Below are 22,343 nucleotides of genomic sequence, written 5' to 3'. Positions count from 1 at the left end.
GACGTTGCCAGGCGGAGGGAAGCGCGTCGCGTGTCCTCGCGACACCGGGCCGGTCCGCAGCAAGCTCGACGTTCAGCCCGGCGTCGTGCCGGTCCCAGGACGTGTCGCGAGACGGACCAGTTCCGCCTCGTCGAAGGAAACAGCCCGTGTGCCCAGAGGCACGCCGGTCTGCGACGCGTTCATCATCTGCCCGTTCCCGAGGTAAAGCCCGACGTGGTGGATGGTCTCGGGGTCGGACTCGTCGTACGCCCAGAACAGCAGGTCACCCGGCTGCGCCTGCTCCACCGGGACGTGCGCGCCGGCCTTGTACTGGTCGCGCGAGACGCGCGGCAGCACGATCCCGGCGCGCTCGTAGGCGCGCAGCATGAGCCCCGAGCAGTCGTAGCTGCTGGGCCCGGTGGCGCCCCAGACGTAGGGCTTGCCGGTCTCGGCGGTGGCGAACTCGATCGCCGTGCGGGCGACGCCGGGCGGCAGGGCCTCGGCGGGTCCGGGGCCGGCCTCGTCGGCGGGCACGCACTCCCGGATCGCGCCGGTGACGCCCGCGAGGTCGGCGACGAGGCTGTTGGCCAGCGTCTCCCACTTGGCGTAGGCGTTGGGGAACGCCGAGCGCTGGACGATCTGCGCGGCCTCGGTGACCGGCATCGTCTCCCACCCCGGCACCTGCAGCAGCCGGTCGAGGAAGGTCTTCGTCGCGTAGACGGGGTCGCGGACCTGCTCGGGGGTGCCCCAGCCCTGGCTCGGGCGCTGCTGGAAGACGCCGAGCGAGTCGTGGTCGACGGCCACGTCCATGCCGACCGTGCCCATCTGCGACTCCTGCATCGCCGTCGCCAGCGCGACCACCCAGCCCCGCGGCGGCACGGCCATGCCCTTGGCGACGCCGATGATCGTCGCCGCGGTCCGGCGCTGGACCTCGTCGAGCTCCGCCGACGTCTGCGGCACGTCGCCGGTCGGCGCCCCGGTCCCGGCCTCGCACGTCGAGCCGTCCGAGCCGTCCTCCCCGCCGGGCACGAACTGCCCGACCACGAGCAGCCCCGCCGCCATGACGACGACGAGGAACCCGGCGAGCGCCGCGACCGGCAGCAGCAGGCGCAGGATGCGGAAGCCGGGCGGCAGGCCCAGCGGCCCCCGCGCTTGATGGAAGGGAACAAAGCTGTGGGGGGCGCTGCCGCGCGAATCCATCGCTAAGGGACAGCGACTTCGAGCAAGCCCACTCCACTGCGTTCGAGCTCCGCCGTGAAGACGCCGGGTCGGTCCGCCCTGAACAGGAGGACAGCCCGGTCTCCAGGGCTGGTCGGGGTGAGGCGCTCATAGCCGTGCAGATGGATCTCGTCTGCGACATCGGTGGACACCGCGAGCAACACCGTGCTGCCCCTCTCGACCTCGACCTGGGCCGACTTGCGAGCGAGTCGGCCTTGCTCGAAGAGGACGGAGACGACCGTGCCGTTCGGTGGCGCCTCGACCGAGGCATCGATGTCATCGATGGGCTCGGGGGGAGGCACGGTCTGCGTCGTGCTGGGGGGGACGACGGCTCCGTCCACGTTGCCCCCGCATCCCGTGGCGAGGCCGACCAGCACCGCGCCCAGGAGCAGGACTGTCGTCAGACTGCGTGCACGAGGCATCTCGACTACCTCGCGGTTCATCGACGTTCCCCGTCGAGGTAGTCCGCGACGCCGGTGCTGATCGCGCTGGCGAGGACCTCGACACCGCGTGGAGTCGCCATCGCAGTCAGGTCACCGGGATTGGTCAGGAACAAGGGCTCGACGAGCGCACCCGGCATCGCGCTGGGCTCCTCCACGTAGCCGGGAACGCGGGGCCCGAGGAGGACGAGGTCCCCGCCACCGGACTCGCTGCCCGCGGAGTCGTCGATGACGCCGCGGTCGGGCGATGGCCGATTCAGCGCGACCAGGCCCGCGCGGATGTTGCTCTGGAGAGACTGGGCGAGTGCCCGGCTGCGGGGTGCGAGCGGCCGGTCGACGTCGTAAAGGGTCTCGGAGCCCCGAACTTTCGGGTCATCGAACGAGTTGAAGTGGATCGAGACGAGTGCATCCGCCCTCGCTTGGTTGGCGCAGCGCACGCGACCGAGGAGGTCCCGTTGACTCTCCGCCGTGGTGAGCGGGTCGGCCTGCTGCTCGCTCGAGCCGAAGGAGCTACCAAGGTCATCAGTGGAGCGCGAGAGCACCACGGTGACGCCCCGGTCTCGTAGGCGGGAGGCCACCGCAAGAGTGGTGGAGAGTGTGAGGTCCTTCTCCGCTATCTGTCGCCCGTCGGCGGTGGTCCCCAGCGCTCCGGGGTCAGGCCCGCCATGTCCCGCGTCGATCATCACGACGGCGCGGGCAGGCTCCCTCGATGCGGGCAGCGCGACGCACCCGCCGGGCGGGAAGCTGTTCGGGTCCACCGCCACCGGGTTCGGTGGCGCGACCGCCGACGCGGCTCCGCCCCCCGCTACGGGGGGCGGAGCCTCATCGGCGAGCCGGGCGCCGAGCAGGAGCGATGCCGCAGCGACAGCTCCGACGACGAGTGCGGTGAGACCGCGCAGCGGCCCACGGGAACGGCGTGGCGCTCGCCGGCGCCCGCGGGCCCGTCCCGACGTAGGCCGAGTGCGCCGTCCCAGAGCGCGCGAGCTGTTGATTGAAGCGCGCCGCGGGTGAGGACGAGGACGACGGGCAGCCAGCGGCGTCGTCGGCGTGGAGTCTTCCCATGACGAGGTCATGAGCCGCCCAATGGCTCCGGGGCGAGGTCCCCAGCCGCGGCTTCACGCCGGGTGAGGTGCCAGTGGACGGTGTCGGTCAGGCCCTGGGTCAATGACGTTGTAAGGCGCCACCCGAGCACCTCCCATGCCGCGGTGGGGTCGGCGATGCGTGCAACGTCGTGCCTCCTGTCGGGGAGGTCACCGAGGCCGATCATCCCCTCGTATCCGATGAGGGCGGCGACCATCTGGACCGTCTCCGCGATGGTGGTCGCCGTCCCCGATCCGACGTCCGCCACCAGACCCGGTGCGGATGGGTGGCTTGCCGCGAGCAGGAATGCTCGGCACACGTCGTCGACGTGGACCCAGTCGATGGCTCGAACACCGCTGGTCAGCCTCGGTCGACGGCCGTCGAGCATGCTGCCGATGACGTACGGGAGAAGCTTGGTGTCGTCCGGTTGGCTCGGTCCGTACACCATGGCGGGTCGGAGGACGGTCACGGGCAGGTCCCACTGCTGATGGAACAGTCGCGCGTACGCCGTCGCCGCGCTCTTCGCCGCGGCGTAGGGCGAGCAGGGCGCCTCGTCGGCCTCGCGAGGTTCCTCGATGGAGCCGGCGAGGACGACACGTCTGTCCCCGAGATGGTGCGCTGCGGTCATGACGTTGATCGCGGTTCGGGTGTTGTTCTCGAGCATGGTGCCCGCGATGTCGGCGCTGCGTTGTCCGGCTACGGAGCTGGCGAGATGGAACACGACATCGGGATCGCTGGTGCGGATCGCTCGTTCGGTCTGATCGGGGTCGGTCAGGTCCGCTTCGTGCCACGTGGCGCGCCGCAGGCCCGGGACTCCCCGGCACTGGAACGGCGCGCGTCCCGGTCGAGCGGTGGCATGGACGTCAGCCCCGAGGTGGAGGAGGTGTCCGAGGAGATGCCGGCCGATGAAGCCACGACCGCCGGTCACCAGAACTCGCCGTGATGACAGGCCTGGCGATCGGGACGACGGCTCGCTGGCAGGACGCGGGCGTGGACGGGGAACGTCCGTCGAGGTAGTGCCGATCAAGGGGGGGTCCTCACAGGGGACCGGGGCAGCGATGTGCTCCCGGCGAAGGCAGGAATCCTATGAAGCTCGCCTCGGTGATCGAGAAGAGTCACGACGAGGGCAGCCGGCGGCTTGGGAGCTGCTGATCGAGTCCCGAGACGCGCCCGGCCGCAACGGTGACGGCCTTGAGCGATCAGAGGGCGAGCGTGAACCCGATCGGGGGGCCGCGGCGGTGCGCCTGCTTGGCGAAGAGGAGCTGGTGCTCGCGTGCTCTGGGTTCGTCGCGATGCCCGGTCGTGGCGAGTTCGGTCGTAGCCGGCGCGACGGGACGGCGTAGGACGTGCCCGACCACGAGGGCGACGGTGGATGCGACGTAGCAACACGCGGGCTCACTGGCGGCCACGCCCACCACCAGTAGAGCGACGGCGACGTGCAGCGCGATCGCCGACACGCTCTCCGGCCATCCATGGGAGTGGGGCAGCCAGTCGGCGCCGGCCTGGGTCAGCTTGCTCAGCGCGTGGACCGCGGGCTGACCGACGACCGCGAGGTTGGCCGCGGCGAACGCACCCCGGAAGCGGCCCGAGAGGCGCAGCCGCCCGATGCCCACGATGAGAGCCACGAGACCCACGGCCAGGGCATGAGTCGGTGGCTCGTCGGCGAGGAGATCGAAACCGACCGCGGTGAGCAGCACCAACGTCGAGGACAAGACCAAGAGTCCAGTGGACACGCGCGACCCGTCACGCTGGGTCGATCGCGAACCGGGCACGGGGCGGACGGTAGCACTCGATCGAGTCCTCGAACGGTCCCGCTTCGACGCCCGGTCACGATCGGCGTTCACCGCCATGTGACCCGAGTGCCGCCGCGTCGGCCTCGGTACCGTCGTCGCCGTGATCCGCTGGCACGAGAGCTCGCGGCGTCGCGCTGGTGGCGCGGTGTCGACGACGTTGCTGCCCGCGAGCTGGTGCGGGCGTCTCTCGTTCCTCGTGGTTGCGCTCGGACTGGTGCTCATGCACCACGTCGTCGGGGCCCACCAGCACACGACACCGGACGTCGCCTCCTCGCAGCCGGCGGCCCGCTCGATCGCCGATCACGCCGCGGCGTCGGACAGCGAGCACCATCACGGTGGCGACGCCGTGACGCAGGCCGGCAGCGTCGATCAGCACGGGAAGACTCCCGACCCGTCCGAGGGCACGGCTGCCACGAGTAGCGCGGCACTCCACTACCACCCGGAGGAGGACGGTCACGACCACGCCGGCTCCCTACTGCACATGTGCCTCGCCGCACTCGTGGGCGCCGCGGTCTTCCTACTCGTGCTCGTCCTCGTCGCCCTGTGGTGGCGCCCGCCTCCCCTGCGCGCCGGCACAAAGGGCGGCCCAACGGCGACCGCGCCCCGTGCCCCTCCCGCCTCTTCGAGACTGGCGGAGCTCCAGGTCCTTCGGCTGTAGGCCGGCCCACCGTCTGCACGTGTCCGTCCGCGAACGTGACGCGTGCAGCGGCGCCGCGCCCTGACATCAGCATCGGCCCCTTGCGCACCGGCCGGTGCCCAGCCGAAGGAGACTTCCTCGTGCGTGCCCGTCTCGTCGGCGGCGTCCTCGCCGCCGCCACCGCCGCCCTCGTGGCCGCGGGATGTTCCGACTCCGGTTCCGCGCCACCCACGGCCGGCCCCGCCCCCGCATCGCCGGCCTCGTCACCGTCGGCCGCTCCCCCGATCTCGCCCGAGCACAACCAGGCGGACGTGCTGTTCGCCCAGGGCATGGTCCCGCACCACGAGCAGGCCATCGCCATGTCGTCGCAGGCCTCCGACCGCGCCTCCTCCCAGGAGGTCAAGGACCTGGCGGCCCGCATCGCCCAGGAGCAGAGTCCGGAGATCGAGCAGATGAACCAGATGCTCGACGCCTGGGCCGCGCCTCGCCCGCAGCCGGGCTCCACCGCGATGCCTGGCATGCCGGGTCACGGGATGCCCGGCATGCCGATGGAAGGCATGCCCATGCACGGGATGATGACCCAGGAGCAGATGCAGCAGCTGTCGGCACAGTCCGGCGCTGCCTTCGACCGGATGTTCCTGCAGATGATGATCGAGCACCACACCGGTGCCGTGCAGATGGCCCAGACCGAGCAGGCCCAGGGTCTCAACCCCCAGGCCAAGGAGCTCGCCGGCACCATCGTGGCCGATCAGCAGCGGGAGATCACCGAGATGCAGGCCCTGCTCAGCAGGGTCTGACCGACCGGGGGCGGGCGCGAGCACCTGGCCGCCCGCGCCCCCGCGGGTCGGCCTCGTGCCGCGTCCGCCCCCGGGACCGGTTCCGCGACACCGCGTCGCCTGGTGCGCACGCGGCGCTGTCCCCTGCCCGGAGCTCCAGGCGCCCTCCGCTCGCGACGCGCCCGCCGCTGTCGCTGCTCCCGTGCGCCCGTGCTCCTCCGCTCCCCCAGAACAGGACGCCCTTGATCTACGACTCGATCAGCCAGTGCATCGGCCGCACGCCCCTGGTGCGTCTGTCGCGTTGCTTCCCCTCACGGCGGCTGGAGGTCTTGAGCAAGCTCGAGATGCTGAACCCGTGCGGTTCGATGAAAGACCGACCGGCCCGGTACATCGTCGAGCAGGGACTCGCCGAAGGGTCCCTCTGTCCCGGTATGCGGCTCGTGGAGAGCACATCCGGCAACCTCGGCGTCGCTCTGGCGGCAGTGGCCCGACTCCACGGGCTGGCGTTCACCGCGGTCGTGGACCCGAACACGACGACGACGAACCTTCGGCTGCTGCACCTCTACGGCGCGACGGTGGAGATGGTGACCGAGAGGGACCACGCCGGCGGCTTCCTCCACACACGCGTCGCCCGGGCGCAGGAGCTGGCCGAGGAGCCGGACACCGTGTGGGTCAACCAGTACGCCAACGAACGCAATCCGCAGGCGTACCACGACACCCTCGCGACCGAGCTGCTCGAGGAGATCGACGGACCGATCGACTTCCTCGTCGCCGCGGTGTCGACCACGGGGTCGCTGCACGGCATCACACGCGGGCTGCGAGCCGTGCACCCCTCACTTCGCACGGTCGCTGTCGACGCGACGGGATCCGTCATCTTCGGCGGCAGCCCCGGCCCACGGCGCATTCCGGGCTTCGGCGCGAGCCGTGTCCCCGAGCTCCTACAGACCCGAGATGTGGACCACGTCATCCACATCGACGAGGCCGACTCGCTGGCAGGCTGCCGTCGCCTCGTCGATACGGAGGCCATCCTGGCCGGAGGCTCCAGCGGAGCCGTGATCGCGGCGATCGACGAGGTCGAACGCGAGCTGGTAGAGGACATCGTCGACCGCCCGGCTCGGGTCGTCACCGTGCTACCGGACCGGGGTGAGCGGTACCTCGACCTGCTCGACGACGATCTCGGTGAACGCACCCGCGGGCTCCGGCTCGAGCGGGAAGGATCGGCCCTGGCGGGGCGCCTGTGAACCCCACGAAGAGCCCCGCGGTCCTCCCCCCTCCGGCTGCCAGTGGCGGCCGGGGCTCACGAGCGCTCGGACGGCCGCGACCAATCCGTGCTCCGGAGACGCAACCGATCCGGCGCCCCACAGGTGACGCGCTGGCGCCGTGGGTGGGCCCGCCCTCAGGACGAGGCCGGCACCGCCGCCGGCCTGACTCCTGCCGAGCCAACATGCCGCTGCTGTGGCTGGGCCAGGTGGTCAACACGACCGGGCTGATGATGTTGGTGCCGATCATGCCCTTCTACGTCCAGCAACTGGGTGTCGACGGGACCGTCGCGGTGCAGTCCTGGGCGGGGGTGGCCATCGCTGCACCCGCCCTCGCCCTGACGGTCGCCACTCCCCTCTGGGGCAAGGTCGGCGACCGCGTCGGGCGAAAGTGGATGGTCGTGCGCGCCCTCATCGGGCTGGCTCTCGCGATGACCATCATGGCGATCGCCACTGGGCCGGTGATGCTCATCGCCGGTCGGCTTCTACAGGGGACGCTCGGCGGCGTCGTCGAGGCAGCCGCGGCATTCGCCGGCGCGACCGGACCGCGCGGCAAGAGAGGCTCCGCCCTGGGGAAGTCGTTCAGCGCGACCGCCACGGGATCGCTGATCGGTCCCATCGCCGGCGGGGCCCTGATCGGGTCCTCCGCACTCGCCGTCCTCATGCTGAGCATCGCCGTGCTGGCGACGGTCGCTGCGATCGCGTGTGCGCTCGGGCTGCGAGAACCTGCCGAGGAGGTGCCGAACACCGATGGCCGGGAGAAGGACGGGCGCTCCCCGTCCGCCTTCCGATGGCGGGATGTTCCGCACGCAAGGCCGCTGGCTGCGGCGGCCGCCGCTGCGTACTTCGGCATCTACGGCCTGATCCCGATCTTCGCCGAGCGGGTCCAGACCCTCGAGCCGGACCGCGCCGGACCCTGGGTGGGAACACTGCAGGCGATCACGTGGGGGGCCGCGCTCTGCAGCTCCGCGTGGTGGGGCCGGCGCAACGACCGATGGGGCAGGCCGGTGAGCACCTTCGGCGTGGCGGCGGCGGGCTGTGCTATCGCGGTCGTGGCGCAGGCACTCGTGTCCGACCCGATCGCCTTGATCCCCCTGCGCCTTCTGCAGGGACTCTGCTTCGCTGCGTTGGCGCAGTCGCTCTTCCTCTACGTCGGCAACCACGCCCCGGCCGACCGGAGAAGCGGGATCGTCGGCAGCGCCAACAGCTTTCTCCTGGCCGGGCAGTCGGCCGGTCCGCTGTTGGCCGGGCCCTTCCTCGCCCTCCTCAACGTGACGGTGGTGATCGGGGTGATGGGGCTGGCCTGCGGAATCGCCGCGGCGCTGGCCCTTCGCTCATCCCGGTTGACGGAGAGCCGACTTGGCAAGACCGCGGAGGCGATCCATAGCCATCAAGCCCGCGGGCGGACAGCAGGCGGTCGACTCCGCCTGAGGGAGGGCACGAGATGACCTCGACGTCTCCGCGATCCCGGCCGCACGAGGTGGTCGTCACGCTCCTCGCGCTCGCCGCGACGCTGCTCGCTGGATGTACCGCAGAACGGCAGGCCCCGGCCGGGACCGCATCGCCGGTCCCCGCCATCAGCCATGTCCACGGCCTCGGGATCGACCCGGCCGATGGACGACTACGGATCGCGACACATCACGGGCTCTTCCACCTCGCGGGCACCGGCCTGGAGAAGGTCGGCGCCTCCCCGACCGCGGACCGGGACCTGATGGGGTTCCTCGTCGTCGGGCCGGCCACGTACCTCGCGAGCGGGCACCCTTCACCGGACGAGGTGGTGACCCCCGATCCGCTCGGACTCGTCAGGAGCACCGACGGCGGGCAGTCCTGGCAAACCGTCGGGCTCGACGGCGAGGTCGACTTCCACGCTCTCGACCAGGGACCAGACGGGATCTACGGCGTGGACGCCGCAGGTGGGCTGCGCACGAGCACGGACGGGCGCCTATGGGAATCCCTCGCGACGCCCCGGGCTCTCGACGTGGCGGCCGATCCGGTCCGCCGCGGCCGGGTCGCTCTGGCCGTGGTCGGCGGCACGGCGGTGGCGGAGGTCGACGGGCGCTTCGCGGTCAGGCCGGGTCCTCAGCTGGTCTTCCTCTCGTGGGCGCCGGATGGGGAACTGTATGGCCTGGCACCGGATGCGCGCGTGTTCAGCAGTGCTGATGGGGGTTCTACCTGGCTGGCACGCGGGTCCGTTCCCGGAGGGCGGCCGCAGGCGCTCACCGCGGTCGGGGAGGGGCGCGTGCTGGCCGCCGCCGCGGCGGGCATCCACGAGAGCCGGGATGGAGGGCGCACCTTCACCACGGTCGTTGATGGTGTGCCGTGAACCGATGCCGTCGCGATCCCGACGGCGAGGACGCCCGCCCGGTCGAGTCGCCGGGCGGGCGTCTCGTCCGTGTCCTCGTGTCAGGACCATGTCGGAGGCCAGGAAGACCACGGTCACGACGTACCAGCGGACGTGAAAGCTCCTCGAGGACGTGCGCGGAGTCGCCCGCGTCGAAGAGCAACGCGTCCCTCAGACCGCGGGCTCATGCGGCCTGGCCTTCCCAGCCGGCCAAGGCGAGGACGCGCGCCACGGAATCGAGCGCTCGGGCCCGCCACCATCGGCGGCCCTCGTGGCCCTCGACGACGTGGCGTCTTCCTTCCCGTCGCCGTCGCGCTCGCGCTCACCGCGCTCCCGGCCTCGGGTACATCAATCACGCCGCTACACCGTGCCTTGGATGCTCACCGGTCTCGTGCAGCTCGTGCTCGTCGCCGTCAATTGCTGCGGCTTCCCGCCAGCGAATACGGGTTCGTCGAGCAGGTCGCCTGGATCCCGAGCGCGGGCATCTCGTACCACCTCGGCGTCGACGGGCTCTCGCTCCCGCTGGTGGCGATTACCGTCGTCGTGTTCACCGCGGCCGCGGTCTACTCCCTGCGCGAGGACCGGCGTCCGAAGTCGTACGTGCTGCTGTTCCTGGCGCTGCAGACCGTGAGCGTCGGCGTCTTCGTCGCCCTCGACCTGATCCTGTTCTTCGACCTGTCGATCGTGTTCATGTACTTCGTCATCGCCGGCTGGGGCCACGGCTCCAAGGCACGGTCGGCGACGTTGACGTTCTTCCTCTACACCTTCCTGGGCTCGCTGGCGCTGCTGCTCGGCTTCATCCTGATCTACCTCGCCGCGACGCCCCACACCTTCGACATCCCCGCCCTCGCCGCGCAGAACCCGCTGGCGGCCGGCGGCCCCATCGCCGGGGCAGCGCTCCTCGCCATCGGGATCGGCCTCGCGGTGAAGACCCCGCTCGTCCCGTTCCACACCTGGCTGCCGCCCGCACACACCGAAGCCCCGGCCGCGGGCTCGGCCGTACTCGCCGGCGTGCTGCTGAAGACCGCACCTACGACACGGGCGCCTACGACGGCCTGGCGGCACGCACCCCGCGCTTCGTCGGCCTGTTCGCCGTGGCCGCCTTCGCCTCACTCGTGCTCCCCGGCTTCTCCGGGTTCATCGCCGAGTTCCAGGTCCGGGGTCGACCGTGGATTGCTCCATCAGCCAATTCCACAGCTGGGGCAGCGAGGTGCTCGGGTCGTGGAGCACGACGGCACGACGCCGACGCGTATCCACCCGGACGTCGATGACGCCCGGTTGCCTCTTCAGCAGCCGGGACGCCTTATCCGGGTCCGTGCCCCATGGGACGCCTCGGAGGTCGAGCGTCACCTTACACGTCGGGCCGGCCGGCGACCGCGACCGGCGTAGCGCGGCCCGCCAGCCATCGAACCACGCGTCGCGGCCCATGGGCTCCACCTCCACACCCCGTAGACCGAGTCTCCGGTTCCGCCCATCATCATCGGCAGGACCGAACGGTGGCGGACGAAGAGGACCTTGGTCCCCTTTCGTCCCCCTATGTCTACGAACCTGCTAGGAGACGAATCCCTACGCCGTGAGCTCCCGGCACCTCGTTGACGGTGACCGGAAGGGTCTCAGAGAACGAACACCCCTTGCGTAGCTCGGCCGGGCCGGTGAGCACGAGCGCCTTGAGCTGGTTGATGGCCTGGGCGCGGGCCTTGATCGCGCGCGCCGGGCCACCCGCAACGTGCGGATCGCCTCGACGTGTCCGTCGTGAGTCTTCGGAATGCCGCTCGCCGCGCCGCGCAGCACCGCGGCGGCTGCAGCGTAGGCATCGATGGGATCGCTCGTTGCCCCGCTGCCGCCGGGTCGTGCGGTCGGGACGGTCGACCTCGATCACCACATGCCCGCCCGCGCGGAGATGTCGGGCCAGGCCGGCGTCGTAGGCGCCGGTGCCCTCCACCCCGAAGGCGCTCACCTGCCCATAATCTCGAGCCCAGGCCAGCAACTTCTCATAGCCGGCGGGGTGGTCGGGAACCCGGCGTCGGCCAGCGGCCGACCGACCGCGTCAATGACCGCGGCGTGGTGGGTGTCGCTGTGGGTGTCCACCCCGACCGTGACCGCCTCAGTGGTCACCGCGCTGGCCCCCTGGCGCGCAGGCGATGTGACATCTGGGCCTGTGCTGGTCATGCTCGTCATGTCGTCTCCCGCTTCACCGGCGATGGCGACGCGCGGCCGGGCGGGCTGGTCGGACAAGACAGTGACGGGCGCCTCTGAACAGGCTCCTATGAGGTCACGGCCGCCCGCCCGGACGTGCGTAACAGCGCCACCGGGAGCCGCCGACAGATCTCAGCCAAGACAGCTTTGGCGTCGGTCAGCACTCCGGGTCACACGACCCCCGAATGACGCCACATCATCTCACTGTCAGACCACGGCCCGGAACACCGTCCGGCACGAGCAACCCCGGGACAGCCAGCCCACGCGACTGGCGATTCACGAGTCAGACCGGCCGGTGCTCCGCTCCGGACCGTAGATCAACTGCCTCCACGACCCGGCAGCCATACAAGTCGGGGATTTGATAGTACCGAGTCGAAGCCGTCGCGACCCTGTTCCTCCCCTGCGCCAAGCCTTCGACTGGACCTCCTGGTGGACCCACGGTGTGGTCGGTGAGCATGGCCCCCTGGTCGGGTCCGAGCTGTTCGAGGCGGCGCGGAAAGGCGTGGCCGCGGCCGGTCCGCCATGCGGTCGGCCTCGCGAGAAGGAGAGCGAGTGGTGAGCAAGGGGGTCAGGGAGCGGTGGACGGCGCGGCGCCACGCCGCAGGGCCGGAGCGGGGGCTGCCGATCGGGGCAGCCGCGCCATTCGATGCCGTGCTCTTCTCGTTGCGCGGAGTCGTGCTGGGTATCGCGACCGAGCCGGCGCCGCTGCCCGGAACGCTCGAGCTGGTGCAGCGCCTCCGCGCTGGTGGTGTACGGACCGCGCTCCTCGTCCTCGGCGGACCAGACGGGACTTCGCGACTGGAGGAGCTTGCGGGCCAGTTCGATCTCGTGGTGGACCAGACGGAAATCAACGCGGGCTCGACGGGCGACGGAGCGCGAGTTGTCCTGGAAGAGGCGGTCCGCCGGCTCGACGCGACGCCGCGGCGCGTCGCCGTCATCGCCGCCGACCCCGCTCTCGTCCGGGCGGGTCGCGATGGAGGGGCCAGGCTGGTGGTGGGCATCGAGCGGACCGGGCGGCGTGCAGCTTTGGAGGCCGCCGGGGCTGACGTCGTGCTCACCGACGTGTCGCAGCTGGATCTCGGGGTGCTCCGGTGCGACCCGTGGACGCTTGCCTATGAGGGCTTCGACCCGGCACACGAGGGGCACCGCGAGGCGCTGACCACGCTGGGCAACGGCTACCTCGGCACGCGCGGTGCCGCTCCCGAGAGCCACGACGACGGGGTGCACTACCCGGGCACCTACCTGGCGGGCGTCTATAACCGACTGACGAGCACCGTGCAGGGCCGCAAGGTCGAGGACGAGCACATCGTGAACGTGCCGAACTGGCTGGTGCTCGACCTGCGCATTGGCGACGGACCGTGGTGGTCTGAGGGCGGCCTGACCGCCGCCGCGGAACGCCGCGAGCTGGACCTGCGCCGCGGCGTCCTCGAGCGTGAGGTGCAGCTGACCGACACCGCGGGCCGGGGCCTGCGCCTCGCACAACGTCGGCTCGTGTCCATGCACCGGCCACACCTGGCCGCGCTCGAGACAACCGTGGCGCCGCAGGGATGGAGCGGCGTGCTCGGCGTCCGCTCCGGCATCGACGCCGGCGTCGTCAACGCCAACGTCACCGAGTACGCCGGGCTCGCCGACCGGCACCTGACCGAGGTGACCGCTCGACGTCCCGATCCCGGCGTCCTCGTCGTGCAGGCGCTCACTGGTCAGAGCCGGATCGCCGTCGCCACCGCTGCCCGCACCGTCGTCACCGACGCCACGCACACGTGGTCGGTCCCGGACGACACGGACGGCCGGTTCGCCGACCGCATCGACGTCGACGTCGTCGCGGGGCGATCAGCGCGCATCGACAAGACGGTGGCGGTGGTGAGCTCGCGTGACCGAGCGATCTCGACACCGGTGCAGGGCGCGCTCGACGAGCTGGCCCGCGCCCCGGTCGACGTCGCCGGTCTGCTCGCCGCCCACGAGGCCGCGTGGGCGCGCCTGTGGAGTCGCTTCCACGTTCGCCTGCACGCGGATCGCGACGCCCAGCTCGTGCTCCACCTGCACCTGTTCCACCTCCTCCAGGCCGTCGGTCCGCACTCGGCCGACCTCGATTCCGGCGTGCCGGCCCGGGGCCTGCACGGCGAGGGCTACCGCGGGCACGTGTTCTGGGACGAGCTGTTCGTCCTCCCGGTCATGACGATGCACATGCCCGAGGTCAGCGCGGCCTTGATCGAGTACCGGTGGCGCCGGCTGGGAGCAGCCCGGCAGGCCGCCGCCCAGGAGGGCCTGACGGGGGCACTGTTCCCCTGGCAGAGCGGCAGCGACGGGCGGGAGGAGACCCCGGCCCAGCTGTTCAACGTGCGGTCGCGGCGCTGGATGCCGGATCACTCCAGCCGCCAGCGCCACGTCGGGCTCGCCGTCGCGTACAACGCCTGGCAGTACTTCGGGTCCACGGGCGACACCGCCTGGCTCGCCCGGCGCGGCGCGGAGCTCATCGTGGAGGTCGCCCGGCTGTTCAGCGGCCTCGCCGAGTACGACCCGGACGACGGCCGCTTCCACATCGCCGGGGTGGCCGGGCCGGACGAGTACCACGACGGCTACCCGGGAGCGCCCGGGGCCGGGGTGCGGGACAACGCCTACACCAACGTGCTCGCCGCCTGGGTCTGCCGGCGTGCCGGCGACGCCCTGCTCGCGCTGGCGGGTCACGACTGCGACGAGCTCGTCGACCGGCTCGGCATCCGCGCCGACGAGCAGACCCGGTGGGCCCAGCTCGGCCGTCGGCTCGCGGTGCCGTTCCACGCCGACGGCGTGATCAGCCAGTTCGACGGCTACGAGGCGCTGGCCGAGCTGGAGTGGGACCGCTACCGAGCGACCTACGGCAACATCGGCCGCCTGGACCTGATCCTCGAGGCGGAGGGCGACAGCACCAACCGCTACAAGCTGGCGAAGCAGGCCGACGTGCTGATGCTGGTCTACCTGCTCGGTCCCGCCCAGCTCATCGACCTCCTGCGGGACATGGGCCATTCCGTCACGCCCGACACCGTGCCGCGGACCGTCCGCTACTACCTGCAGCGCACCGCGCACGGATCGACCCTCAGCCGGGTCGTCCACGCCTCGGTGCTGGCCCACACCGACACCACCCGCGCGTGGGCCATGTTCCGCGACGCACTCGTCGCCGACCTCGACGACACCCAGGGAGGCACGACCCGGGAGGGCATCCATCTCGGCGCCATGGCCGGGACCATCGACATCGTCACCCGGTCGTTCGCCGGCCTCCGGCTGCGGGACAGCGCCCTCACCTTCGACCCGCGGCTGCCCGTCGACCTGCACCACGTCGACTTCGAGGTCCGGCACCGCGGGCAGCGCATCGCCGTGTCCCTCGACCACGAGCGGCTCCTGCTCGAGTCCTGCCCGTGCGCCGCCGCCCCGCCAGTCACCGTCACCGTCGCGGGCCGGGACATGACCCTTGAGGAGGGCCACACCCTCGAGGTCGCCCTGCCACGCACCGGCTCCGGTGACCTCCTCGGGACTCCCCTCGTTTCGCCAGCCACCTCGCCCGACGACAGCGACCGATGATCCCGAGCTCCGGCGATCGAGCGCCCGGCGGTGGTCGGCCAAGGTCCCGGGCCGGCACCGTGGCGCGGGAGCTTCCAGGTACGGGCTGCCGGGTCTCGCCGAGCTCGACGGAGGCGTCGTACATCGCGCTGGTAGCGGCCGTCGACCAGGCTGGAGCACAGGGCGAAGCGCTCGGCGAGACCGGCAACGCGAGGTCCGAGGGAATTGAGCTGCCGCTCGGAAGTGGTGGTGCCCTGGAGGTCCCGCCCGTCGCCGTCCTTCGGCCCTGAACGGACGGCGTCGCCCGGTGGAGGGTGAGACCAAGGGCAGACGAACGTCACTCGAGGAGGGCGGTCATGGCGGGTACGACGCGACAGACGGCATCTCCGCCGGGCCGCACGGGCGAGGCACCCGCATGGCGCTCCGGGGCATTGGTCGAAGCGATGACGGCGAGCCGACTCGTGCTCCGGGTGTTGGCCCGTCGCCGGGCGCTCCGCCGGCACGACCGGTGGACGCGGGCACGGTTGGAGGACTACCAGGCCGAGGCGCTCGCGCGTCTGCGGCGCCACGCCTACGCCAACTCGGCCTTCTACCGGCGCTTCCACGCGGGACGATTCGACGCACCCTTGTCGGAGCTGCCGGTGCTCACCAAGGCGCAGCTCATGGAGCGGTTCGACGAGGTCGTCACCGATCGCAACATCCGCCTCGTCGACGTGGAGGAGCACCTGTCCGCGCTACGGGAGAACGAGCTGTACCGGGGCAAGTACTACGTCTGCGCGACGGCGGGCACGACCGGCCGACGCGGCGTCTTCCTGTGGGACTCCTCCGAGTGGGTGGACATCCTCACCTCCTACAACCGCGCCTACGAGTGGGGCGGCGCCGTGGCCGGCCTGACCCGGCGGATGCGCACCGCGGTGGTGAGCTCCACGAACCCGACCCACCAGTCGGCGCGCGTGGGGGCGTCGATCCACAGCCCGTGGATGCCGACCCTGCGGATCGACTCCGGCGACGACGTCGCCCGCACCGTCGCCCGCCTCGACGACTGGCAGCCGCGGATCCTGGTCGCGTACGCCTCCATGGTGCGGCTCCTCGCCGAAGGGCAGCTGGCCGGTCGGCTCGCGATCGCGCCGGAGTTCGTGTTCAGCGCCTCGGAGGTGCTGACCGAATCGACCCGTGAGCTCGCGACCGCGGCGTGGTCGCACGCCCCCCACGACGTCTACGGCGCCACCGAGACCGCCTCCATCGCCGCCGAGTGCGGTCACCAAGCGGGGATGCACCTGTTCGAGGACATGGTGATCACCGAGGTCGTCGACGAGGACAATCGCCCGATGCCGCCGGGCGTCTACGGGGCCAAGGTGTTGGTCACCGTGCTGTTCTCGCGCACGATGCCGTTGATCCGCTACGAGATGACCGACAGCGTCCAGCTCGCGGTCGAGCACGGCTGCTCGTGCGGGCGGCCCTACGCGCTGCTCGGCGGGCTCCAGGGCCGCAGCCAGGAGGCGCTGCGCTTCACGACACGCAGCGGCGCCGAGCGCGTGGTCCAGCCCGTGGTCCTCCACCACATCATGGACCGTGTGGACGCGGCCGGCTGGCAGATCGTCCAGCGACCCGACCGACTCGAGGTGCTCCTGGCGCAGCCACGCAACCTCGACCGGGCGGCACTGACGGCGCGCCTGGAGGACGCGCTGATGGGGCAGGGCGTCGAAGCACCAGAGCTACGGATCCGAGAGGTGACATCCATCCCCAGGACCGCGCTCGGTAAAGCACCTCTGATCACCAAGGCCGACACATAGCCAACGACCTGGTTACTGCCAGCCCCACCACGATCGTTCGGGTCCGCACTCCCGCCGGGCGACGGTCATGGCGCGGTCCAGGACCCGACGGCGTCGGCGGGCAGTCCGGTGATGGTCAGCACCACGTTGGCGCCGCTGGTGACGGGGGTGGTGAAGGCGAGCGTCCCTTCGCGGTGGTGGCCGCCGGGGGCGGACCCGTCCCAGCTCGCCCGGCCGCCGTCCGTGGCGTCGACCCGCAGGTGCGCGGAGGACGCCAGGTCCAGGTCGAGCGGCACGCTGTGGGTGTCCAACTGCACCCGGAACACCGCGCCCGAGGCGTCCAGGCGGGGGGGAGTCATGGTGACCTCGACCGCGGACGCGCCGGCTCCGCCGCCGGTCGCTGTTCTTCATCGCCGCGTCGCGCAACCGACGCCGGCGCCTTAGTTCGAGGAGCAGGGCGATCTGGGTGCCGAAGCCCACCAAGATCAGCACCACCCAGGGCCAGTCTTCGGCCGCTTGCTGCCCGAGGTGGGCGATACCGCCGACACCGCCGACGACGAGGGCGTAGAACGCGCCGAGTGCAGCCGCGGCGAGGACCCCGGCTCGAGTGGCGTGCCCGCTCATCGCGCTCGGCCCGACGACGCGTCGATCTGTTGGTGCCGGCGGGGGATGAACCGCGGGGTCCGCGCGGCGTAGGTGGTCCACTGTTCGCCGAATCGGGCTGCGACCTCGCGTTCCTCGCTGCGCGCCAGCCGGGCGTAGACGACGACCAGGATCGGGAACATGACCAGCGTGGGGATGGTCGGCCACTGCAGCAGGAAGCCGATCATCACGAGCAGGAACCCGTCGTACTGCGGGTGCCGCACCCACGCGTAGGGGCCGGTGGTGGCCAGGTGTTCGCTGTGGGCGGCCTCGTGCAGGTGCCGCCACGGCGATCAGCCAGAAGCCGCCACCGATCGCGGCGTAGCTGGCCAGGTGGAACGGGCTCAGGTGCGGATCACCGGACCACCCGGTCAGGTCGTTCCACAGATGCCCACCGGCATGGGTGTCACGCAGCAGAGGGAAGCGCGACCCCAGCCACGACCCGAGCAGATAGACGGTCAGCGGGACGCCGTACATCTCGGTGAACAACGCGACCAGGAACGCAGTGAAACCACCCATCGCGCGCCAATCCCGAGGCGTACGGGGATGGAAGAAGCTCACGGCGAACAGCAGGAACAGCCCGGTATTCAAGCTCACCAGCGGCCAGAGACCGTACGCGGCGTCGGCCACGCGGACTCCACCCCCTCCCCTTCTTCCTCTGGCGCGTTACGGTCGAGGCTCGGTGGGACCGTGCTGTTTCTGATTAGGCTGGTCGCTCGGGTGGTCGGAACCCCCGTGCCCGCCGTGGCCACCCATCATGAACATCATCATCAGCGGGCAGACCAGCACGAGGAGACCGATCAAGAGCGTCTGGACCGGCACTCCGGCGAACGCCAGGCCGACGACGAGGATCGCGAGCGCAATCGCGTACAGGGGCAGATGTTGGCGCTTCACGGCGTCCCCTTTCTCTGATGCCGACCCGTAGCTTGCGCCGGCCGCACGTCCGCCATCGAGGGCCGCACGTCCTCGGGTGGGGTCCGACCGGACCCTTCTGCAACGGGCAAAGGTCCCTACCCCGGGGGCGTATCCAACGCGCAAAGTTCAGGCCTACGCCAGGTCGATGAAGGGAGCGGTCATGGGCACGGCCGACATCACGGTGCTGGTGGTCGCCGTCGCCGCCATGGCCTTCCTGGGCTGGTACTTTTTCGGGCCTCGTCGAGCCCGCACTGCAGAGATCGCCGGCGCCGTGCAGCGTGTCGAGATCACGGTGCGCGGGGGCTACCAGCCCGCCATCGTTCGGGCGCGGCAGAACGTGCCCTTGGAGCTGGTCTTCGACCGCCAGGAGAGCGGCGACTGCACCTCCCACGTCGTGTTCCCCGATCTGGGAGTCAACGCCGCGTTGCCTGCCTTCGCCCGCACCACCGTCCGCGTCGAGCCCGCGCGGGCCGGGACCTTCGGGTTCGCCTGCGGGATGAACATGATCCACGGTTCGCTCATCGTGGAACCCGCGAGCGACTCACCGGCCACACCCCGACAGGCCCCGTCCTCCGGGGCCGAGGTAGGCAGCCCGGCACCGCCGCCCGCGTCCCGCACCGCGGCTGAGGACGAAGCCGCGCAAGCCGAGGAGCGCCGTGCGGAGATCAGCGATCTAACCCGCCGGGTCGTCGTGGGCGCGATCCTCACCCTGCCGGTGCTGTTCGCGGTCATGGCCCACGCGGTGTTCGGTGCCGGCTGGGTGCCCGGCGTGCTGCTCAACCCCTGGGTGCAGTTCGGCCTGATCACCCCGGTGATGCTCTACACCGGCTGGCCCATCCACCGCACCGGCTGGCTCACCCTGGCCCACCGCTCGGCGGACATGAACACCCTCATCACGCTCGGCACGGTCGCCGCCTACGGCTACAGCCTCGTCGTCACGTTCGCGCCCGGACTGCTGCCCGAAGACATTCGCGAGGTCTACTACGAGGCCGTCGGCGTGATCCTGACCCTCATCGTGCTGGGCCGGCTGCTCGAGGCCCGCGCCAAGGCAGGTACCGGCGAGGCCATCCGCGCTCTGCTCGGGCTGCGGGCCCGCACCGCCCGTGTCGTTCGCGAAGCAGGCGAGGTGGAGCTGCCGATCGACGAGGTCGTGGTCGGCGACGAGATGGTGATCCGGCCGGGCGAGAAGGTCCCCGTCGACGCCACCGTGCTGTCGGGCTCCTCTGCTGTGGACGAGTCGATGGTCACCGGCGAGTCGATCCCGGTCTCGAAGAAGGCCGGCGATGCCGTCATCGGGGCCACCATCAACACCACCGGCGTCCTGCGGGTCCGCGCGGCCAAAGTCGGCGCCGACACCATGCTCGCTCAGATCATCCGCATGGTGCAGCAGGCACAGGCCTCGAAGGCCCCGATCCAGCGCCTCGCCGACGCCACCTCGGCCTACTTCGTGCCCGCGGTCATCGCCATCGCCGTCGCCACCTTCGCCGTCTGGTACCTCGCTGGACCGCCACCGGCGCTCACCCTCGCCCTGGTGTCCGCAGTCTCCGTGTTGATCATTGCGTGCCCCTGCGCCCTCGGCCTCGCCACACCACTGTCGATCATGGTCGGGACCGGCAAGGGCGCCCGCGCCGGCGTCCTCATCCGCTCGGCCGAAGCCTTGGAGACCGCACACAAGCTCGACACCATCGTGCTCGACAAGACCGGGACCATCACCGCCGGCGAGCCCTCCCTGACCGACATCTGGACCACCGGGGCCCTCAGCGACGACGAGCTACTGACCCTCGTCGCCGCGGTGGAGGCCGACAGCGAGCACCCGCTGGGCGCCGCTGTCGTCGCAGGCGCGAGCTCACGCGGTCTCGACACCAGGGTCGCGAGTGACTTCGACTCGATCACCGGGAAGGGCGTGCACGCCACGGTCGATGGGCATTGTGTCCTGGTCGGCACCCAGCGACTCCTCCGCGGAGCCGGCATCGACACCAGCCCCCTCGAGCCCGTCGCGGCCAGGTTCTCCGCCGAGGGCAAGACACCCGTCGTGGCCGCGGTCGACGATCGACCGGCCGGCGTGCTCGCGGTCGCCGACATCATCAAGGAAGACTCTGCTGCTGCAATCGCCGCGCTCTACCGGCTCGGTCTCGACGTCGTCATGATCACCGGCGACAACCAGCGGACAGCGGCCGCCATCGCCCGCCAGGTCGGCATCCGTCGAGTCCTCGCCGAGGTACTGCCCGAGCACAAAGCCGGGGAGATCCGCCGGCTCCAGGCCGAGGGCCGACATGTCGGCATGGTCGGGGACGGCATCAACGACGCCCCCGCGCTCGCCCAGGCCGACATCGGGCTGGCCATCGGCACGGGCACGGACGTCGCGATCGAGGCCGCCGACATCACCCTGATCTCCGGCTCCCTGGCCGGAGTCGTGACCGCGATCCGCCTGTCGCGCGCCACGATGCGCAACATCCGCCAGAACCTCTTCTTCGCCCTGGTGTACAACGCCATCGGCGTGCCCATCGCCGCCGGTGTCCTCTACCCCGTGCTCGGCCTGCGCCTGAGCCCGATGCTCGCCGCCGCAGCCATGGCGCTGAGCTCACTGTCGGTGGTCGGCAACGCCAACCGGCTGCGCCGTCACCGCACACCTCCCCTTACGGCAGCGGTGCCGAGCGCCACCGAACCGGACGTCGAGGTGAGCGGACCATCCCGTGGGCGCGCAAAGATCAGGACAGGCTCCTCGTGATCTCGTCGACGATCAAACCGGCGCGCGCGAGGTTCTGCTCCGTGCGTCGGTTCATCTCGGGGCCGAACAGGCGGCGGGTCAGCGGGCTGAGCAGCTCGGCCAGGCGCGGATTGGTCGGCCGGACGGGCTCGTAGAGCAAATGCGGCCATTCGGACCGACCACGCGATCGGCTTCCCGCAGGCCTTGCACAGGATCGGCAGCGGAGCAGAAGACACAGGCAGCGGTCACTGTGTCGAAGCTGGCGTCCGGGTAGGGGAGATGCTTGATGTCGGCCAGCTCCAGCGTGACAGCACGGCCCAACCGGCCCGCGCGCTGGCGGGCTCGCTCGAGCATGCGCGGGAGATGTCTACGCCGGATCAAGTCGACGTCGGGCGGGTAGGGGGCCAGGTTGGCCCCGGTCCCGACGCCGTTGGTGGTCAGTCATCGGCGGGAACCTGGCTTCAACCACCCGCCCTCCCGCTCACCGGACCCGAGTTGCGGCACGATCCCGGAGACGAGGATTCGAAGAGAACCCTGTAGATCCACGATCCAAGACACCACAGCGTAGTCGTGAGAATCGTGGCTCCGATGGCAACCGATCCGGCCAGGACGGCTCCCAAGGCGGGTCGTCGATACCGGAAGGACAAAGCTGCGCCCGCCAGCAAGCCGGCGGACAGGAAGTAGGAGAACCGACGCGGTCTCGGTGTCGGCGGCAGCGGTGGCGCCTGCAGGAGATGACGGACACCGAGGTTGTAGATGAGATCGATGACCATACCCGTCGGGAACAGGGCCCCACTGAGGGCGACGAGGGCCGCCGATCCCAGCCAGATCGGCGACTGCATGACCAACCCCGTCGCGATCAGCGTCGTTCCCACTGCGGGCGTGAAACGCAGGGGCAGCGCATACCGAGCCTTGGCCTTCTGGTCCAGGTACCCGAAACCTTGCCCATCCAAGTTGTTGTCGGTGAAAGCACTGACGGTTGCCATCGACCGGTCCTCTCCGGACTGAGTCCTCAATCCTGCTGCGAGCGGCCGGGGAGCGATGCTGCGCTGGG

The 22,343-nt window shown here is 70.9% G+C and carries 22 protein-coding genes; 10 read left to right on the top strand and 12 right to left on the bottom strand.

All coding sequences use genetic code 11. From position 1 onward, the window contains the following. Positions 1–72: 72 nt before the first annotated feature. The 5 genes from PGB27_RS12500 to PGB27_RS12480 all read right to left on the bottom strand — a co-directional run bounded on the left by PGB27_RS12500 (position 73) and on the right by PGB27_RS12480 (position 4,429). Positions 73–1,080 carry a C40 family peptidase gene (locus PGB27_RS12500; protein WP_456298477.1) on the bottom strand — a complete coding sequence of 336 codons (1,008 nt, stop codon included), beginning with the start codon at positions 1,078–1,080 and terminating at the stop codon, positions 73–75. A 101-nt stretch (positions 1,081–1,181) separates the two neighbouring features. Further along, positions 1,182–1,640 (bottom strand): hypothetical protein, encoded by a 459-nt coding sequence (locus PGB27_RS12495; protein WP_274200689.1) that lies wholly within the window; start codon positions 1,638–1,640, stop codon positions 1,182–1,184. Then, a complete protein-coding gene (locus PGB27_RS12490) occupies positions 1,637–2,395 on the bottom strand; it encodes an N-acetylmuramoyl-L-alanine amidase family protein (RefSeq protein ID WP_274200688.1) in 759 nt (252 codons plus the stop codon). Before PGB27_RS12490 ends, PGB27_RS12495 begins: the two co-directional genes overlap by 4 nt. 311 nt (positions 2,396–2,706) lie before the next feature. Then, the gene (locus tag PGB27_RS12485) at positions 2,707–3,645 is read right to left on the bottom strand and encodes an NAD-dependent epimerase/dehydratase family protein (protein WP_274200687.1); all 939 of its coding nucleotides are present in this window, start codon (positions 3,643–3,645) and stop codon (positions 2,707–2,709) included. A 271-nt stretch (positions 3,646–3,916) separates the two neighbouring features. After that, the gene (locus tag PGB27_RS12480; RefSeq protein ID WP_274200686.1) at positions 3,917–4,429 is read right to left on the bottom strand and encodes a hypothetical protein; all 513 of its coding nucleotides are present in this window, start codon (positions 4,427–4,429) and stop codon (positions 3,917–3,919) included. Between the two features lie 301 nt (positions 4,430–4,730). Here PGB27_RS12480 and PGB27_RS29425 point away from each other — a divergent pair, with 301 nt between their 5' ends. The 6 genes from PGB27_RS29425 to PGB27_RS12450 all read left to right on the top strand — a co-directional run bounded on the left by PGB27_RS29425 (position 4,731) and on the right by PGB27_RS12450 (position 10,912). After that, entirely contained in the window at positions 4,731–5,168 is a 438-nt protein-coding gene (locus PGB27_RS29425) for a hypothetical protein (RefSeq protein WP_408630067.1), read from the top strand. A gap of 119 nt (positions 5,169–5,287) precedes the next feature. Continuing rightward, positions 5,288–5,944, top strand: a complete 657-nt coding sequence (locus tag PGB27_RS12470) for a DUF305 domain-containing protein (RefSeq protein WP_274200684.1) — start codon at positions 5,288–5,290, stop codon at positions 5,942–5,944. Positions 5,945–6,165: 221 nt separating this feature from the next. Then, entirely contained in the window at positions 6,166–7,164 is a 999-nt protein-coding gene (gene sbnA, locus PGB27_RS12465) for a 2,3-diaminopropionate biosynthesis protein SbnA (protein ID WP_274200683.1), read from the top strand. Positions 7,165–7,367: 203 nt separating this feature from the next. Then, entirely contained in the window at positions 7,368–8,630 is a 1,263-nt protein-coding gene (locus PGB27_RS12460; RefSeq protein WP_274200682.1) for an MFS transporter, read from the top strand. Between the two features lie 32 nt (positions 8,631–8,662). Further along, a complete protein-coding gene (locus tag PGB27_RS12455) occupies positions 8,663–9,505 on the top strand; it encodes a F510_1955 family glycosylhydrolase (RefSeq protein WP_274200681.1) in 843 nt (280 codons plus the stop codon). Positions 9,506–9,940: 435 nt separating this feature from the next. Then, the gene (locus PGB27_RS12450; protein WP_332843797.1) at positions 9,941–10,912 is read left to right on the top strand and encodes a complex I subunit 4 family protein; all 972 of its coding nucleotides are present in this window, start codon (positions 9,941–9,943) and stop codon (positions 10,910–10,912) included. Between the two features lie 151 nt (positions 10,913–11,063). On the opposite strand, the gene PGB27_RS12445 is transcribed toward PGB27_RS12450, so the two are convergent. After that, complete coding sequence (locus PGB27_RS12445; RefSeq protein WP_274200680.1) at positions 11,064–11,480, bottom strand: hypothetical protein; 417 nt, start codon at positions 11,478–11,480, stop codon at positions 11,064–11,066. Positions 11,481–12,550: 1,070 nt separating this feature from the next. Between PGB27_RS12445 and PGB27_RS12440 the strand changes: the two genes are divergently transcribed. After that, complete coding sequence (locus PGB27_RS12440) at positions 12,551–15,274, top strand: glycosyl hydrolase family 65 protein (RefSeq protein WP_274200679.1); 2,724 nt, start codon at positions 12,551–12,553, stop codon at positions 15,272–15,274. Positions 15,275–15,777: 503 nt separating this feature from the next. After that, a complete protein-coding gene (locus PGB27_RS12435) occupies positions 15,778–17,046 on the top strand; it encodes a phenylacetate--CoA ligase family protein (protein ID WP_274200678.1) in 1,269 nt (422 codons plus the stop codon). Positions 17,047–17,111: 65 nt separating this feature from the next. Here the strand turns inward: PGB27_RS12435 and PGB27_RS12430 are convergent, their stop codons facing one another. The 3 genes from PGB27_RS12430 to PGB27_RS12420 form a co-directional block, all read right to left on the bottom strand. Next, positions 17,112–17,384 (bottom strand): hypothetical protein, encoded by a 273-nt coding sequence (locus tag PGB27_RS12430; RefSeq protein ID WP_274200677.1) that lies wholly within the window; start codon positions 17,382–17,384, stop codon positions 17,112–17,114. Positions 17,385–17,645: 261 nt separating this feature from the next. Beyond that, entirely contained in the window at positions 17,646–17,945 is a 300-nt protein-coding gene (locus PGB27_RS29545; protein ID WP_274201085.1) for a methyltransferase family protein, read from the bottom strand. Between the two features lie 388 nt (positions 17,946–18,333). Then, the gene (locus tag PGB27_RS12420; RefSeq protein WP_274201084.1) at positions 18,334–18,426 is read right to left on the bottom strand and encodes a hypothetical protein; all 93 of its coding nucleotides are present in this window, start codon (positions 18,424–18,426) and stop codon (positions 18,334–18,336) included. Here PGB27_RS12420 and PGB27_RS12415 point away from each other — a divergent pair. Both PGB27_RS12415 and PGB27_RS12410 read left to right on the top strand, forming a co-directional pair. Further along, positions 18,403–18,579, top strand: a complete 177-nt coding sequence (locus PGB27_RS12415; RefSeq protein WP_274201111.1) for a hypothetical protein — start codon at positions 18,403–18,405, stop codon at positions 18,577–18,579. The two genes, PGB27_RS12420 and PGB27_RS12415, sit on opposite strands and share 24 nt — an antisense overlap. 163 nt (positions 18,580–18,742) lie before the next feature. Beyond that, a complete protein-coding gene (locus tag PGB27_RS12410; protein WP_274200676.1) occupies positions 18,743–21,310 on the top strand; it encodes a heavy metal translocating P-type ATPase in 2,568 nt (855 codons plus the stop codon). Here the strand turns inward: PGB27_RS12410 and PGB27_RS12405 are convergent. The 3 genes from PGB27_RS12405 to PGB27_RS12395 form a co-directional block, all read right to left on the bottom strand. Next, complete coding sequence (locus tag PGB27_RS12405) at positions 21,291–21,449, bottom strand: hypothetical protein (protein WP_274201110.1); 159 nt, start codon at positions 21,447–21,449, stop codon at positions 21,291–21,293. The genes PGB27_RS12410 and PGB27_RS12405 overlap by 20 nt on opposite strands. Next, positions 21,389–21,670 (bottom strand): class I SAM-dependent methyltransferase, encoded by a 282-nt coding sequence (locus PGB27_RS12400; RefSeq protein WP_274200675.1) that lies wholly within the window; start codon positions 21,668–21,670, stop codon positions 21,389–21,391. Before PGB27_RS12400 ends, PGB27_RS12405 begins: the two co-directional genes overlap by 61 nt. An 80-nt stretch (positions 21,671–21,750) precedes the next feature. Then, positions 21,751–22,275, bottom strand: coding sequence for a DUF4395 family protein (locus PGB27_RS12395; protein WP_274200674.1), 525 nt, complete (start codon positions 22,273–22,275; stop codon positions 21,751–21,753). Between the last annotated feature and the right edge of the window lie 68 nt (positions 22,276–22,343).

The sequence above is a fragment of the Actinomycetospora lemnae genome (assembly GCF_028737315.1).
GTDB lineage: Bacteria > Actinomycetota > Actinomycetes > Mycobacteriales > Pseudonocardiaceae > Actinomycetospora > Actinomycetospora lemnae.
The sequence above is the reverse complement of the archived record's forward strand: the minus strand, read 5'-3'. Positions and strand labels throughout refer to the sequence as shown.